General features: G+C 69.4%; 10 protein-coding genes and 2 tRNA genes. 9 read left to right on the forward strand and 3 right to left on the reverse strand.

The window, feature by feature from the left end:
* The first annotated feature begins 7 nt into the window (after window positions 1-7).
* The 7 genes from chvE to PFX91_RS09425 all read left to right on the forward strand — a co-directional run bounded on the left by chvE (window position 8) and on the right by PFX91_RS09425 (window position 11,896).
* Window positions 8-1,090 carry a multiple monosaccharide ABC transporter substrate-binding protein gene (chvE, locus tag PFX91_RS09395; protein WP_285730927.1) on the forward strand — a complete coding sequence of 361 codons (1,083 nt, stop codon included), beginning with the start codon at window positions 8-10 and terminating at the stop codon, window positions 1,088-1,090.
* Entirely contained in the window at window positions 1,090-2,670 is a 1,581-nt protein-coding gene (locus tag PFX91_RS09400; protein WP_285730929.1) for an ATP-binding cassette domain-containing protein, read from the forward strand. The genes chvE and PFX91_RS09400 overlap by 1 nt, the downstream gene beginning before the upstream one ends.
* Window positions 2,667-3,956: a multiple monosaccharide ABC transporter permease gene (mmsB, locus tag PFX91_RS09405; protein ID WP_285730931.1), complete on the forward strand. Its 1,290-nt coding sequence runs from the start codon at window positions 2,667-2,669 to the stop codon at window positions 3,954-3,956. The genes PFX91_RS09400 and mmsB overlap by 4 nt, the downstream gene beginning before the upstream one ends.
* A gap of 443 nt (window positions 3,957-4,399) precedes the next feature.
* Entirely contained in the window at window positions 4,400-6,274 is a 1,875-nt protein-coding gene (gene dnaG, locus PFX91_RS09410; protein ID WP_285730932.1) for a DNA primase, read from the forward strand.
* A 74-nt stretch (window positions 6,275-6,348) separates the two neighbouring features.
* Complete coding sequence (gene rpoD / locus PFX91_RS09415) at window positions 6,349-7,458, forward strand: RNA polymerase sigma factor RpoD (RefSeq protein WP_502888294.1); 1,110 nt, start codon at window positions 6,349-6,351, stop codon at window positions 7,456-7,458.
* Between the two features lie 152 nt (window positions 7,459-7,610).
* Window positions 7,611-8,936 (forward strand): glycoside hydrolase family 18 protein, encoded by a 1,326-nt coding sequence (locus PFX91_RS09420; protein ID WP_285730934.1) that lies wholly within the window; start codon window positions 7,611-7,613, stop codon window positions 8,934-8,936.
* A 59-nt stretch (window positions 8,937-8,995) separates the two neighbouring features.
* Window positions 8,996-11,896, forward strand: a complete 2,901-nt coding sequence (locus PFX91_RS09425; RefSeq protein WP_285730935.1) for an FAD-binding and (Fe-S)-binding domain-containing protein — start codon at window positions 8,996-8,998, stop codon at window positions 11,894-11,896.
* A gap of 142 nt (window positions 11,897-12,038) precedes the next feature.
* Here PFX91_RS09425 and PFX91_RS09430 read toward each other — a convergent pair whose 3' ends face one another.
* Window positions 12,039-12,560: a hypothetical protein gene (locus tag PFX91_RS09430; RefSeq protein WP_285730936.1), complete on the reverse strand. Its 522-nt coding sequence runs from the start codon at window positions 12,558-12,560 to the stop codon at window positions 12,039-12,041.
* Window positions 12,560-12,895: a hypothetical protein gene (locus PFX91_RS09435; RefSeq protein ID WP_285730937.1), complete on the reverse strand. Its 336-nt coding sequence runs from the start codon at window positions 12,893-12,895 to the stop codon at window positions 12,560-12,562. The genes PFX91_RS09430 and PFX91_RS09435 overlap by 1 nt, the downstream gene beginning before the upstream one ends.
* A 158-nt stretch (window positions 12,896-13,053) precedes the next feature.
* Between PFX91_RS09435 and PFX91_RS09440 the strand changes: the two genes are divergently transcribed.
* Window positions 13,054-13,126, forward strand: a tRNA-Asn gene (locus tag PFX91_RS09440).
* A gap of 584 nt (window positions 13,127-13,710) precedes the next feature.
* A tRNA-Asn gene (locus PFX91_RS09445) sits at window positions 13,711-13,783 on the forward strand.
* Between the two features lie 634 nt (window positions 13,784-14,417).
* Here the strand turns inward: PFX91_RS09445 and PFX91_RS09450 are convergent.
* Entirely contained in the window at window positions 14,418-15,305 is an 888-nt protein-coding gene (locus PFX91_RS09450) for an SAM-dependent methyltransferase (RefSeq protein ID WP_285730938.1), read from the reverse strand.
* Window positions 15,306-15,788 lie beyond the last annotated feature (483 nt).

The raw sequence follows: 15,788 nt of genomic DNA on the forward strand, positions 1-15,788 counted from the left end.
AACCGACATGACCCCCCGTATCGCACCATCACTGGCCCTGTTCGGCGTGACACTCCTGCTCACCGCCTGCGGCGGCGTCGGCGACGCCGCCCGTCCCACCGGTGAGGAGGGGACCGTCGGCATCGCCATGCCCACACAGTCCTCCGAACGTTGGATCAACGACGGAGCCAACATGGTCGCCGAGTTCGAGGAACGCGGCTTCGGCGCGGACCTGCAGTACGCCGAGGACGTCGTGGAGGACCAGGTGTCCCAGATCGAGAACATGATCACCAGGGGCGCCGACGTCCTGGTCATCGCCGCCATCGACGGCGAGGCACTCGGAGACGTGCTCGACATGGCCGCCTCCAACGACATCCCCGTGATCGCCTACGACCGTCTCATCCGCGGCAGCGAGAACGTCGACTACTACGCCACCTTCGACAACTTCGAGGTCGGTGTGCTCCAGGGCCGCTACATCGAGGAGGCCCTCGACCCGGAGAAGGAGGAAGGACCCTTCAACATCGAGCTGTTCGGCGGTTCGCCCGACGACAACAACGCCTACTTCTTCAACGACGGGGCGATGTCGGTGCTCCAACCCCACATCGACGACGGCGTCCTGCGGGTCCGCAGCGGTCAGACCTCCATGGAGCAGATCGCGACCCAGCGCTGGGACGGCTCCATCGCCCAGGCCCGCATGGACAACCTGCTCAGCGCCCACTACTCCGACGAGAACGTGCACGCGGTCCTGTCCCCCTACGACGGGATCAGCCTCGGCGTCATCGAGTCCCTGCGCGCGGTCGGCTACGGCAGTGAGGATCGCCCACTGCCCGTGGTCACCGGACAGGACGCCGAGGTCGCCTCGGTCAAGTCGATCATCGCGGGGGAGCAGACCCAGACGGTGTTCAAGGACACCCGGGCCCTGGCCGCCCAGACGGTCGACATGGTCGAGGCGCTCCTGGCGGGAGAAGAGGTCCCGGTCAACGACACCGAGACCTACGACAACGGGGTCAAGGTCGTGCCCTCCTACCTGCTCGAACCCGTGTCGGTCGACATCGACAACTACCACGAGGTGCTCGTCGGCAGCGGTTACTACGAGGAGTCCGACCTCTGATGACGGCCGCGGACGCGCGGCCCGCCTCCCACGGCGGGCCGCTTCTGACGATGCGGGACATCCGCAAGGACTTTCCCGGCGTGCGAGCCCTCGACGAGGTCTCTCTGAGTGTCGAGCACGGCCACATCCACGCCTTGATGGGGGAGAACGGGGCCGGCAAGTCCACCCTGATGAAGGTGCTCAGCGGTGTCCATCCCGTGGGCTCTTACACCGGTGAGATCCTCCTCGACGGCCGACCCTGCGCCTTCTCCGGTGTCGCCGACAGCGAACGCGCCGGGATCGCCATCATCCACCAGGAACTGGCACTCATCCCGCAGCTGTCCATCAGCGAGAACGTCTTCCTCGGCCACGAACGGGCCCGGTACGGCGTCATCGACCGGGACGCCACCCACGCCCGGGCGCGGGAGCTGATGCTCCGTGTCGGCCTCGACGAGAACCCCGCCACCCCCGTCTCCGCACTGAGCGTGGGCGCCCGACAACTGGTGGAGATCGTCAAGGCCCTGGCCAAGAGCGTGCGGCTGCTCATCCTGGACGAACCGACCTCGGCGCTGAACGAGGCGGAGAGCGCCCGCCTGCTCGAACTCCTCCTGGACCTGCGCGGACAGGGGGTGACGTGCATCCTCATCTCGCACAAGCTCGGCGAGGTCATGCGGGTGTGCGACGAGGTCACCATCCTGCGCGACGGGCGCACCATCGAGACCCTGGCCGTGGAACGTGACGCGGAGGGCGTCCCCTCCGTCGACGAGGATCGCGTCATCCGCGGCATGGTCGGTCGCGAACTCGACCAACGCTACCCCGACCGGATCGGGAAGGTCGGCGGGACGCGCTTCGAGGTCCGTGACTGGACCGTGGACCACCCGACCCAGGCCGGTCGGCGCATGGTCGACGGGGTCGACCTGACCGTGCGCGAAGGCGAGGTCGTGGGCATGGCGGGACTGATGGGCGCGGGCCGGACCGAGTTCGCCATGAGCCTGTTCGGTCGCTCCTACGGCCGTCACGTTCGCGGCGGCCTGTTCAAGGACGGCGTGGAACTGCCCACCGGAAACGTCGCGGAGGCCGTGCGGGGCGGCATCGCCTACGTGCCCGAGGACCGCAAGTCCCTCGGACTGCTGCTCGACGACGACATCCGCCACAACATCACGCTCGCCGGACTGGGCCGGGTGTCCCGGCGCGGGATCCTCGACCCGGGGCTGGAGACCGTGGAGGCCACGCGCATGAGCGAGCGGATGCGGGTCAGAAGCCACGGCACGACCCAGACCGTGCGCACCCTCAGCGGAGGCAACCAGCAGAAGGTCGTGCTCGGCAAGTGGATGTTCACCCGGCCCGAACTGTTGATCCTGGACGAACCCACCCGGGGCATCGACGTCGGTGCCAAGTACGAGATCTACCTCATCGTGCGTCGACTCGCCGCAGCGGGCGCCTGTGTGCTGCTCATCTCCTCCGAGCTGCCCGAGATCCTCGGTATGTGCGACCGGATCTACACGATGTGCGAGGGGCGCGTCACCGGAGAGGTGCCCGGAGAGGGAGCCGACCAGGAAACCCTCATGAGACTGATGACACGAACCGGGGGCCTCCCGTGAAAGAGACGACCACGACCTTCCGACCGTCCCGGCTCGGCTCGGTGCTGATGCGGGACAACGCCCGCCAGTACGGCATGGCCATCGCCCTGGTCGCCATCATCGTGCTGTTCCAGATCCTGACCGGGGGACTCCTGCTCACCCCGCTCAACGTCACCAACCTGATCATGCAGAACTCCTACATCCTGATTCTGGCGATCGGGATGATGCTGGTGATCATCACCGGTCACATCGACCTGTCGGTCGGGTCGGTGGTGGCGTTCACCGGCGCGGTCTCGGCGATCATGCTGACCTCGTGGGGACTGCCCACGCTCATGGTGGTGCCGGCGGTACTGCTTCTGGGCGGACTCATCGGCGCCTGGCAGGGGTTCTGGGTGGCCTACGTGCGCGTGCCCGCCTTCATCGTCACCCTCGCCGGGATGCTCGTGTTCCGCGGCGCGACCCTGGCGGCCCTGGGAGGGGAGTCCATCGCCCGGCTGCCCTCGTCCCTGCGCTCGTTGTCCAGCGGGTTCCTGCCGGGTCAGGGCGGAGAGGGCCCCCACCTGCCGACACTGTTGCTGGGAGCGCTCGGAGCCGCGGCGATCGTGTGGATCCAGTGGCGCTCACGTGCCCGCTCCCGCGGGTACGGGCTGCCGGTCCAACCGGTCGGGGTCACCGCGGCCTCCTCCGCCGTCGTCGTCGCGGCCGTGCTGGCGTTCACCTACGTGCTGGCCCAGTACAACGGGCTGCCCATCGTGGGGGTGCTGCTCGTCGCGCTCATCGCGGGGTACTCGTTCGTCATGCGCTCCACGACCATGGGGCGACGCGTGTACGCCGTCGGCGGCAGCGAGCAGGCGGCCGCGCTGTCCGGCATCAGGACCCGGCGCACCACGTTCTGGGTGTTCGTCAACATGGGTGTGCTCTCGGCGCTGGCGGGACTGGTGTTCACCGCGCGCCTCAACGCCGCCACGCCCGGCGCCGGGACCATGTTCGAGCTCGACGCGATCGCGGCGGCCTTCATCGGCGGTGCCTCCGCCACCGGGGGTGTGGGAACGGTCGTCGGCGCCGTCATCGGGGCGCTCGTCATGGGTGTGCTCAACAACGGCATGTCGCTGATCGGACTGGGAGTGGACTGGCAGCAGCTCATCAAGGGACTGGTGCTGTTGCTCGCGGTGGCCTTCGACATCTACAACAAGCGTCGCGTCTCCACCGGGCGCACCGTCTCCCTGCCGGTGCCCCGACGCCGGAACGGGGGAGGAGGGGAGGGAACGGCCGCTCCGCCACGGGGTGATGCCCAGGCCGTTCCGTGACCGGGCCCGGGACCGCCCCGCCGACAGCCCCGGACACTTCGCGAAGTCCGTTCCAGGTCCTCGTTCGGGGCGTCGGACATCCGGCGGCCGCCGGATGTCCGACGATGGGGCCGTCGCGGGCACGTCCGTCCCGCCGAGCAGCACCGGGGAACACCGGCACGGACGCCACCGCCGGGCCGGGGCCACCAGGGCAGGTGCGACCATCCCGCCCTCGCCTCGTCCGGGCGAGGAGCCGCCCCCGGCCGGCCCTCCCGGGCACCGTTCACCGGAGGCTCACGAGGACCGGAACGCTCCGGTGTGGAGACGGCCGGCCGATGTCCGCCCGACGAGGCGCGGGGGAAACCCCCAGTGGGGACGGTCACCGTCCGGGCGCGGGGCGCCGCGAAGCGGTCCGGACCGTGGGCGGGGCCGGAACGTCCCGGGGGAGAACTACCCTGGGGAACGTGGCAGGCCGGATCAGAGACGAAGACATCGCCCTCGTGCGTGAGCGCGCCCCCATCGCCGACGTGATCGGTGAATACCTCCAGTTGCGCAACGCCGGAGGCGGGTCGCTCAAGGGACTGTGCCCCTTCCACGACGAGAAGTCCCCCTCCTTCAACGTCACCCCCTCGAAGAACCTCTGGTACTGCTTCGGCTGCAACGAGGGCGGCGACACCATCTCCTTCCTCCAGAGGATGGAGAGCCTCAGCTTCGTCGAGGCGGTCGAGACACTGGCCCGCCAGGTCGGCGTCACCCTGCGCTACGAGGAGGGCGGTCGCAGCGCCAGGCGTGAGGAGGGCAAGCGCCGGCGCCTGCTGGACGCCCATCGGGAGGCCGCCGAGTTCTACTCCGAGCAGCTGCTCTCACCCGCCGCGGTCACCGCGCGACGCTTCCTGGACGAGCGCGGCTTCAACCGGGCGCACGCCGAGCACTTCGGTCTGGGCTACGCCCCGCCGGGGTGGGAGAACCTCACCTCGCACCTGCGGCGCAAGGGCTTCACTGACGCCGAGCTGGTGGAGGCGGGTCTGGCCAGTCAGGGGCGGCGTGGCGCCTACGACCGTTTCCGTAACCGGCTGCTGTGGCCCATTCGCGAGGTCACCGGCGAGGTCGTCGGTTTCGGGGCCCGCAAGCTCGACCCCGACGAGGACGGTCCCAAGTACCTCAACTCTCCTGAGAGCCCCATCTTCCACAAGGGGCGCCTGCTGTACGGGTTGGATCTGGCCAAGCGCAACATCTCCCAACAGCGCCGTGCCGTCATCGTCGAGGGCTACACCGACGTCATGGCCTGTCACCTGTCGGGGGTGACCACCGCCGTGGCCACCTGCGGCACCTCCTTCGGAGAGGACCACCTCAAGCTCCTGCGACGGATGCTGCTGGGCCGCTCCAACCAGGGCGGTGAGGTGGTGTTCACCTTCGACGGGGACGCCGCCGGGCGCAAGGCCGCCGTCCGCGCCTTCGCCGAGGAGCACGGCTTCACCTCCGAGACCTTCGTCGCCGTGCAACCCGACGGCCTCGACCCGTGCGACCTGCGTCTCCAGCACGGACCACAGGCGGTCGCCGACCTGGTCGAGGACCGTGTCCCGCTGTACGAGTTCATGATCCGCAACGTCATGGAGGGCTACGACCTGTCCACCCCCGAGGGCAGGATGGCCGCGCTGGACGCCGCCGCCCCGGTGGTCGCCAGCATCAGGGACGAGGGCGTACGGCGCAACTACGGCAAGAACCTGGACCGCTGGACCGGCATCCTGGACGAGGCCTTCGTGTTGCGCCGGGTCAACCAGCACATGCACCGGGGGAGAAAAGGGCAGGTGCGGGCCCCCGCACGGCCCGCCCCGACCCCGGACGCGCGCGAGGCCCCCTACGACCTGAACGATCCCTCGGTGCAGCGTGAACGTCAGGCGCTCAAGATCGCGATGCAGTACCCCTCCCTGGCCGTCGGATTCGACACGTTCACCGAGGAGGACTTCACCGTTCCCCAGCACCGGGCCCTGCTCCGGCTCATCCTCGACCACGGGGGCGTGGCCGCCGCGCATGACCCCGCCGCGTGGGTCAACGACCTGCGCGAGGCGGCTCCCAACGACGCCCAGCGTGATTTCCTGACCCGTTTGGCGGTGGAGCAGCTGGAGTTCTATGGAGAACTCGACGAGCATTACGCCAGACAAATACTGGGCACAATCAGAACTCATTCCATCAATCGCCGTGAAGCAAACCTGAAATCCCGGTTGTCGCGCCTGGAAGGCACTGCACAAGTGGAGGAACAACAGCAGGTACTGGTCGAGCTCATGGCGCTTCAGCAGCAAAAACGTGCTCTCCGAGAGGAGCTTGCCGGAGGCATGTAGCACCGAGGTGACAATAGTAGTTCTCCCTTTTCCGGCCCCCGTGCGGGCACAATGGGGGAGTGGCTCCCACAGTTGTGACCAAAGAAGTGCGGCATGTTCGGCAGGCGGCCCTGCCGCCCACCGACCGGGGACCGGTCGGTCGCGGCGAGGTCGCCTCCGCGCCGGAGCGGCCGGACACCTCCCCGGACCACCTGGACCACGCCGTCCTCCGGTTCTCGGGGATCGGTGCGCAGAGCGTCGACCAGGAGGAGGTCGGAGGACGCCCCGACGACGGCAGACGCTCCGGCTCCGATCTGGTACGGCTCTACCTGCGCGAGATCGGCCGGGTGCCACTGTTGACGGCCCAGGAGGAGGTGGACCTGGCCCAGGCGGTCGAGGCCGGACTGTACGCACAACACTGCGCCCCCCTCGCGGGGGAGCGGACGCGGGAGGAACTCCTCACACTGGTGGAGGAGGGACGACGGGCCAAACGGCGCCTGATCGAATCCAACCTGCGCCTGGTCGTCTCCATCGCCAAACGCTATGTGGGCCGGGGCCTGCTTTTCCTCGACCTTGTTCAGGAGGGCAATCTCGGACTGATCCGCGCGGTGGAGAAGTTCGACTACCGCAAGGGTTTCAAATTCTCCACCTACGCGACGTGGTGGATTCGCCAGGCCATCACGCGGGCGATCGCGGACCAGGCCCGCACCATTCGCGTTCCCGTGCACATGGTCGAGACGATCAACAAGATCATCCGGATACAGCACCAGCTGCATCAGCGGCTGGGGCGCGAACCCAGTACGGCGGAGATCTCCTCCGTGGTCGGATTCGGCGATGAACGTGTTCTGGAGATCCAACGGATCGCCCGGGAGCCGGTGTCGCTACAGGCGCCCATCGGGGAGGAGGAGTCCGACTTCGGCGACTTCATCGAGGACCGTGACGCGGTCGTCCCGATGGAGGCGGCGGCCTTCACCGTTCTCCAGGAACAGCTGGGACTGATCCTCGCGGGGTTGTCCGACCGGGAGCAACGCGTCATCAGACTGCGGTTCGGCATGGCCGACGGGCACCCGCACACCCTGGAGGAGGTGGGGCGCGAGTTCGGAGTGACCCGGGAGCGTATCCGTCAGATCGAGGCCAAGACCCTGGCCAAGCTACGCCACCCCTCCCGGGCCGGGGCCCTGCGTGACTTCCTCACCACCGACTGAGGGGTGCCGAGCGGGACGTTCGGCTCGAACGGGACCGGGCGGGAGCAATCAAGAACAACGTGTGGGAAGGTCCCGGGGTTCCGTGACGGCCTCATGTGGCCGGCTCCGCGGGAGCGGCCGGTTTCCCGCCCCCGGGCGTCTACCGTCGAAGGATGACTTCCCCATCTGTTCCGAGCGCGGGGCGCCGACGTCGGCGGCGCTCCCCGCTCGTCTTGGGCGCGGCCGTGGTGGCCGCCGTCGTACTGATCACGGGGGTCTTCGTCGTGGCCACATCGAAAAATCCCGAGCGCATCGGTTACTTCGCCGACTGGAACGTGGCCAATCGCGGCTACACCGTCAAGGAGCTGGACGACAGCGGCGCTCCCGAGCACCTGACCCGACTGATGTGGGCCTTCGGCGACGTCAGCTCGGAAGGACTGTGCCACATCCCGGGGAACCACGACCAGCCCTGGGAGCTGTACCAGCGGCGCTACGACGCGCAGGACAGTGTCGACGGGCGGGCGGACGAGTACGAGCAGGAGCTCGCGGGCAGTCTCCATCAGTTGCGCCTCCTCCAGGAGAAGCACCCCCATCTGCGGGCCAGCCTGTCCCTGGGCGGATGGAACTGGTCGAAGCACTTCTCCGTCGCGGCCCGTACCGAGGAGTCCAGGCGGGAGTTCGTGTCCTCCTGTCTCGACCTGTGGCTGCGCGGGAACCTTCCGGTCTACGAGGAGGAGCCCCAAGGAGGGGACGGGGTGGCCGCGGGCATCTTCGACGGCATCGACCTGGATTGGGAGTGGCCCGGGGGAGGGGGACACCCGGACAACGACGAGCATCCCGAGGACGCGGCCAACTTCACCCTCCTGGTGGCCGAGTTCCGCCGCCAACTCGACGAGCTCTCCCGCGAGACGGGCAGGGACCACGTGCTGTCGGTGTCACTGCCCGGCGGGAGCGCCGACGGTCGGGCCTACGACGGCGAGATCTTCGACCACCTCGACTTCGCCACCGTGCAGGGTTATGACTTCGCCGGCCCGTGGAACGAACGGACGGCCTTCCACTCCAACCTCTACACCTCCGCGTCACGGCCGGAAGCCGACAGCGTCGACCAGGCCGTTCAGCGCTACCTGGATCTGGGCGCGCCTCCGGAGAAGCTGGTGGTGGGCGTTCCGGCCTTCGGTCGTGGATGGCAGGGGGTCGGTTCCACCGACGAGGGACTCGGGCAGGAGGCGGACGGGCCGGCCGACGACGGCTACGACGGTCCGACGATGGCCTTCTCCGAGTTGCAGGAACACGAGGGCCGCCGCTTCCTGGACGAGGAGGCGGGGGCCTACTGGGTCTATGACGGCGACGAGTGGTGGACCTACGACGACCCTCAGGTCCTGGCGATCAAGGGCGAGTACGTGTTGGAGAGGGGTCTGGGCGGGCTCATGGTGTGGAACCTGGACATGGACCCGACCGGCGAACTGGTCCGCGCCATGGACGAGTCCCTCCGCGGCTGAACGGGCAGCGCGCGCGGCACGCTTGCGACACCGCCGGCCCACCCGTCACGCTGAACGGCATGGCCGACCCGCACAGCACCACAGAACGAACCGACGTGACCGCCCTGCGCCGCGACCTGGAGAGCCGTGTCAGGGGTACGGTCGCCTTCGACCCGGGCACGCGCGCCCTCTACACCTCGGACGCCTCCAACTACCGGCGCGTGCCGTTGGCGGTGGTCATCCCCGAGACCGTGGAGGACTGCGCGACGGCCGTGCGCACCTGCGCCGAGCACGGTGTACCGATCGTGCCCCGGGGCGGAGGCACCTCCATCGCGGGCAACTCCATCGGCACCGGCGTGGTCATCGACACCTCGCGCCACCTGCGCGCCATCGAGCACATCGATCCCCAGGCCCGCACCGCCACCGTCCAACCCGGCGTCATCCTGGACGACCTGCGCCGAGCCGCCGCCGAGTACGGGCTCACCTTCGCGCCCGATCCCTCCACCCACAGTCGTTGCACCATCGGCGGCATGATCGGCAACAACGCCTGTGGCTCCCACTCGGTGGCCTGGGGCACCACCGCGGACAACATCGTCTCCCTGGACCTGCTGCTCAGCGACGGCACCAGGCTCACGGTGGGCTCCTACGACAGTGAGGAGCAGACACGGGAACTGGCCCGCAGGCCGGGGCGCGAGGGACGCGTCCACGCCGCGCTGGCCCGCCTGGTGGAGGAGTACCGCGCCGAGCTGCGCACCGCCATGCCCGACTTCCGCCGCAGGGTGTCGGGTTATGCGTTGGACCGTCTGCTGCCGGAGAAGGGCCGCAACGTCGCCGCCGCGCTGGTGGGCACGGAGGGCACCTGTGCGTTCGTGCTCGGTGCCACCGTGCGGCTGGTCCGTACGCCCGCGGCCCGTGCCCTGGCCGTTCTGGGCTACCCCGACGCCCCCGCCGCCGCCGACGCCGTTCCCGCCCTGCTCACCCACCGTCCGCTCACCGTGGAGGGCATCAACCACCGCATGGTGGCCGCACTGGACCGGCACGGGACGGGGTCACGGGTACCGCTGCCCGACGGCGGCGCCTGGCTCCTGGTGGAGATCGCGGGACCCGACCACGACGGGGCCGCCGAGGCCGCCCGGGACATGCTGGCCGGACTCGCGGGCACCGCCCGTCCCCAGGACGCGCTGGTCGTCGCCGACCCCGCCCACCAAAGGGCCCTTTGGCGTATCCGTGAGGAGGGGGCCGGACTCACCCAGCGCACGCCCACCGGAGACGAGGCCTGGTCCGGCTGGGAGGACGCCGCCGTACCTCCGGAGAACCTGGGCGCCTATCTACGCGACTTCGACCGGCTCATGCGGCGCCACGATCGCTTCGGCGTGGTCTACGGTCACTTCGGTGACGGTTGCCTGCACGTGCGCATCGACTTCGAACTCACCCATGAACGGGGCCGCCGCGAGTACCGGGCGTTCATGGAGGAGGCCTCGGAGATCGTCGTCAGGCACGGCGGCTCCCTGTCGGGCGAGCACGGTGACGGTCAGGCGCGTTCGGAGCTGCTCACACGCATGTACCCCGAACGCCTCATCCGGGCCTTCGGCGAGTTCAAGAGGATCTGGGACCCCGACGGCCTCATGAACCCCGGCATCATCGTCGATCCGCTGCCCCTGGACGCCGACGTCCGGGTGTCGGCGAGGATGTCGCCACCGCTGCTGGCAGAGGCGTCCCTGGCCTACCGGGAGGACGACGGCGACTTCGCCAAGGTCCTGCGGCGTTGCACGGGAGTGGGCAAGTGCCGCCGACAGGAGGGGCCGGGCGTCATGTGCCCCAGCTACCAGGTCACCCAGGAGGAGAAGCACTCCACCCGTGGACGCGCCCGCCTGCTGTTCGAGATGGCCACCGGGGAACTCATCACCGACGGATGGCGGTCGGAGGAGGTGCGCGAGAGCCTGGACCTGTGCCTGTCCTGCAAGGGCTGCCTGAGCGACTGTCCGGCCGATGTGGACATGGCCGCATACAAGGCCGAGTTCCTGCACCAGCACTACCGGGGTCGGGTGCGCCCGGCCGCCCACTACTCGATGGGCTGGCTGCCACTCTGGGCGCGCCTGGCCTCGTTGGCCCCGGCCGAGGCCAACCGGCTCACCAGGACGCCCGGTGTCTCACGCCTGGCCAAGAGGGTCGCGGGGGTGGCTGCGCAGCGTGATCTGCCCTCGTTCGCCCACACCACCTTCACCCGGGCCTTCCACCGCCGTGTCGCACGCGGCCAGGCCCGGGCGGACGGGCCTCGGGTGGTGCTGTGGCCGGACACCTTCGGCGAACACCTGAACCCCCACGTACCGGCCGCCGCCGTACGTGTGCTGGAGGACGCCGGGTTCAGCGTGGTCCTGCCCCGAGGACGGGTGTGCTGCGGCCTGACATGGGTCTCCACCGGCCAGTTGGACGTGGCGCGCGCGGTGATGCGCCGCGCGGTACGGGCCCTGGCACCGTTGGTGGAGGAGGGGCTGCCCGTGGTGGGCCTGGAGCCCAGCTGTACCGCGGCGCTACGCCACGACCTGCGGGAACTGCTTCCCGGGCCGGACAGCGAGAAGGTGGCCGGGGCCGTGCACACCCTGGCGGGGTTCCTGAGCGAGTACGCCCCCGACTGGCGACCGCCGAGGATCCCCGCCTCGGCCCTGGCCCAGGTGCACTGCCACCAGCACGCGGTGATCGGCTTCGACGCGGACCGGGAGTTGATCGCCCGTGCCGGGATCGACGGTGAGGTGCTGGACTCGGGCTGCTGTGGGCTGGCGGGGGACTTCGGCTTCACCGAGGGCCGTTACGAGGTGTCCACGGCCATCGGGGAGCGCGACCTGTTGCCCCGGGTGCGTGAGGCCTCCGAGGACACCCTGGTACTCGCCGACGGCTACAGCTGTCGTACCCAGATCGAACATGGCACGGGTCGCCGGGCCCTGCACCTGGCCGAGGTCCTCGCACGGGGACTGGAGGGCTGAGAACAGACGGGAGTCGCCCCTTCCACGACCGGGAGGCGCCACGGGGATCCGCACGGCCGGCGACCTTCCTCGGAGCGGCGCTCTTTGGAGCACAGCGGTACCACGGCGGGTCTCTCCCCGTCGTGGCCGCCCGGGGAGTGGTTCACACCCCCATCTGGTCGTGGAGTTCGGCCAGGGCCAGGGAGACGGCGTCCGGCAGGCGCTGGTCCCGCGGGTCCACACCCTCACCCAGGTGGACGCGCCAGTCCACGTCGGTGCCTCCGGGCGGGCGGCGCGCCACCAGTCGGAAGCCGGTGGCGGAGTCGGCCTCGGGAAAGGGCACGAACCGGTTGACCAGGATGGTCGCGGTGACGCGTTCGGAGACGGTCTCGGCCAGGCGCCGGTAGTCCACGGCGTCGGCGGCCGGGGCCGAGCGCAGTCGCACGGTGTGCTCGCCCGACCCTCCCTTCAGGAACGTGAAGGTGTCGGGGGTCCAGCGTGCCTGGTCGATGTCCTGCCAGGGGACGGCACGGCCGTCGGGCAGGTACAGGGCGAGCGTGGTGGCGACCAGGACCGGGGTCCCCCCGTCGGTGGGGGTGGCGACGGGCGCGTGCGCCAACACGCGCTCGCCCCGCTCCAGCCGGGCGCGTACGGCGGTGGGCACGCCTCGGGAGAACAGGGACACTAACGCTCTCCACCCGAGGTGTCCCTGCCGCCCGGGGGCTGGGTTCCGTTGGAACCGCGGGTCTCCCACTCGACGAGGTCCATCTCCTCGTCGGTGGGCCGTGCCAGGAAGTCGCGCACCGATGTGACCGGCATCTTGTCCATGGCCTTGTCGTAGACGGTGCGGCCCGCGTTGCTGACCTGGGCGCCGACGAGTCCGGCCACCTCTTGGACGACGGGACTGTCGGCCACCTTACGGGCGACACGGGCCAGTTGCTCGTAGCGGGCCCTGCCCGCCCTCGCTCCCAGGACGTAACCGATGGCGAGTCCGGTCGCGAACGTGATCCGGTAACGCATGGGGTACCTCTTCCGCCTCGGAGACGATCGGTGTGGTCTGGCCACGACGTTACCCGGAAGGGACCCCGCCACACATGGCCGACACCGGTCAAGAGCACTCCACGAACACGCTAGGCTTGGGTTGTCGTCACGGCCGAGGAAGACCGTGACGTACGCAGTCCCGCGTAGCTCAATCGGCAGAGCAGCCGGCTGTTAACCGGCAGGTTATTGGTTCGAGTCCAATCGCGGGAGCCCGTATCGGACACCGGCGAGCCGTCCTCGTACAGGCGTCGTCGGTGGAACCACATCATGTGAGCCAGGGCTCTTCCCAAGGGAAGGGCCCTGCGGCCTTTCCGGGTGAGGTCCGCCGACTCACGAGGCTCTCCGCAGGGCCGGGGCGACACCGCCCTCCCGTCCGGCGTGCACCGGCGGACACACGCCCCGATGCCCTCTGACGAAGGGCCGCCACCCTCGGTCGCGCCCTTTCCCCGGAAGGCCCTCGTGTGCCTTCACCGACAACCGGTCCCCGATGTGGACGGTCACCGCCCTCGTGGCCGCCACGAGTCCGGTCACCCCATCTCCCCCCGGCGGGCGGCGCCGCGCGGCCCACGGACGAGCAGGACGGTGTTCACCGTACGATCCCCGACCCCAGCCCCGTCGAGCCGGGGAACGTCCGCCGCGCCGGTTCGCGAGCCCCGCGGAGCAGGTGTGGGGCCTGCGTTCCGGCGACGTGTGCGCGGCCGGGACGGGAGCCGGAAAAAGCGTCGCGAGCACCCTCCGGGAGGCGCTAGGCTAGTGGCGTCGCCACGGACCCCCAAGGCACCGGGTGAACGCAGTCCCGCGTAGCTCAATCGGCAGAGCAGCCGGCTGTTAACCGGCAGGTTATTGGTTCGAGTCCAATCGCGGGAGCGGTACGGTCGGGCCCCTCTCCTCAGGGAGAGGGGCCCGACGTCGTCCACGGGGCGTTGGGTCGTTCCTTCACGGGGAGGCTCGCCCACGTCGCCGGCCCTTCCCGGGCGTTCGCCGTGCCGGTCGTCCGGGGCGGGGCTGCTCCTCGACCGAAGGGGCACGCGCGAGAGCGTCGGTGAGGAGAGGGTCTCGGTCGGGCCGTGGTGGTCGTCCTCCCCGCCCCGCCGTCCACGATACTGAGAGGTCTTCTCGGTGTCCCGGCACGTCGGGATCGTGAGGGCTTCGCCCTTCGTCCGTACGCCGCAGAGACTTTCATGAGGTGGCCGGGCCGGGCGGGCGCCGACACGAGGAACGATGCGCGAGGGGGCCAAGGGAACACCGGTTCACAGCGTCCTCACCGACGCCGCCGTGGTCTCCACGGTGATCCTCTCCGTGCCCTCGCTCGTCTGTGGCCCGTCCCTGATGGGGAGGCCCGGCGCGCGAGGTCGTGTTCTGCGACCGGGTGGGTCTCTCTTCTCCGGGCGGGGCCCGCAGGACGTGCCCCCGTCGGCGCACCGGGACGGAAGATGGTGTGGTCCCTCGCCCGCTGCCGGTCCGAGGCGGCTCCAACGCGGGGGTGAGGGAACGACGGGTTTCAGATGCGGCCCAGACCGCCCAGGATCAGTCGACGGTTGCGCTGGGGCATCTGGTAGCAGCCGGGTACGGGCGGGGCCACGGGAAGGGTGCGCCAGCGCTGGACCTCGATCAGGCCGGGCTCGCTGATCCGCCAGCCCTCGAAGAAGCCCTCGATGGTCTTCCGCGAACGCCAACGGCCGGACCCCAGGTGGTCCAGGAAGACCCGCTCCAGCTGTTCGGCGCGGGAGGCGTCCTTGGGGAAGGCCGTGGGGTCGGGGCGGCAGTAGTGACTGAGGACCATGTGGCTGCCCGGGGCCAAGGACTCGCGCAAGGCGGCGATGTGCTCGGCCGGGGTGTCGGCGTCGGAGGTGTGCGAGACCACGCCGGTCAGCAACAGGCCCACGGGCCGGTCCAGGTCGATGAGGCTCCGGGTCTCGGAGCTGTCCAGAAGCAGGTCCGGCTGGGTGAGGTGGGCCTTCACCGCCGTGGTGGTGCGCCCGTCACGGAGCAGGGCGAGGTGGTGGGTCAGCACCACCGGATCGTCGGTGGCGTAGACCACGCGGGCCGAGGGGTCGCTCGCGTGCGCGATCTCGTGGGGGTCTCCGGGCGCGGGCAGCCCCGCGCCGAACTGAATGAACTGTCGGATGCCCAGGTCGGCGCTCAGGTGGCGCACGGCCCGTTGGAGGAAGGCCCGTTCGCCCAGGACGAGGTCCTGGAACCCCGGCGCCGCCTGTTCCGCCCTGGTGGCCAGGTCCCTGTCCACCTCGAAGTGGTCCTTGCCCTTGAGGTGGAAGGAATGCAGCCGGGCCAGACTCGGCCGGGTCAGGTCGACGAAAGGCGGAGGATTGGCCCTGACATGCTTACTCCCCGCCTGCCTGAGGAAATCGGGGGAGGTGAATCGAGACATCGCCGTCCTCTTGTCTGAGGTGGGGAAGTGTGGTCGACCTCTGGATTCTATTCCGAGTGTGCAGTGTTGTTAACCGCATCACAGACACAGGATGGAGAAAATCTCCGTTCACGGCGCCCGGGAAGTGCCGCGCAGGACATCGAAGGGCGAGCTTGGGGTCGCTAAGACTTATATCCCCGATGTCCATTATGCGAGGAATCAGGGCGCGGCCGCGCGACAAGCCCGTGGTTGCGGGCTTTGCGGGCCCCGGTAGGGGCGGACGGGCTTTCCGCACGGACCGGTGACAAGTGTGCGGAGCTTCTCGGACGTGTGCGCGATCACCGCTTGTTCTCGCGTCCGGAAAAGGAGATCCTCCCCTGTATCGGCGCGGAAAAGCACGGTAATCCAGGGCCGCTGCCTGCGGCAATACACTCCTTACCCCGAATAAGGGCGCTTCTTGAGGAGTGTTATGGCCATCAGGAAAACAAGGCGCCTGTGGTGTCC

The organism is Nocardiopsis sp. ATB16-24 (genome assembly GCF_030271535.1).
Classification (GTDB): domain Bacteria; phylum Actinomycetota; class Actinomycetes; order Streptosporangiales; family Streptosporangiaceae; genus Nocardiopsis.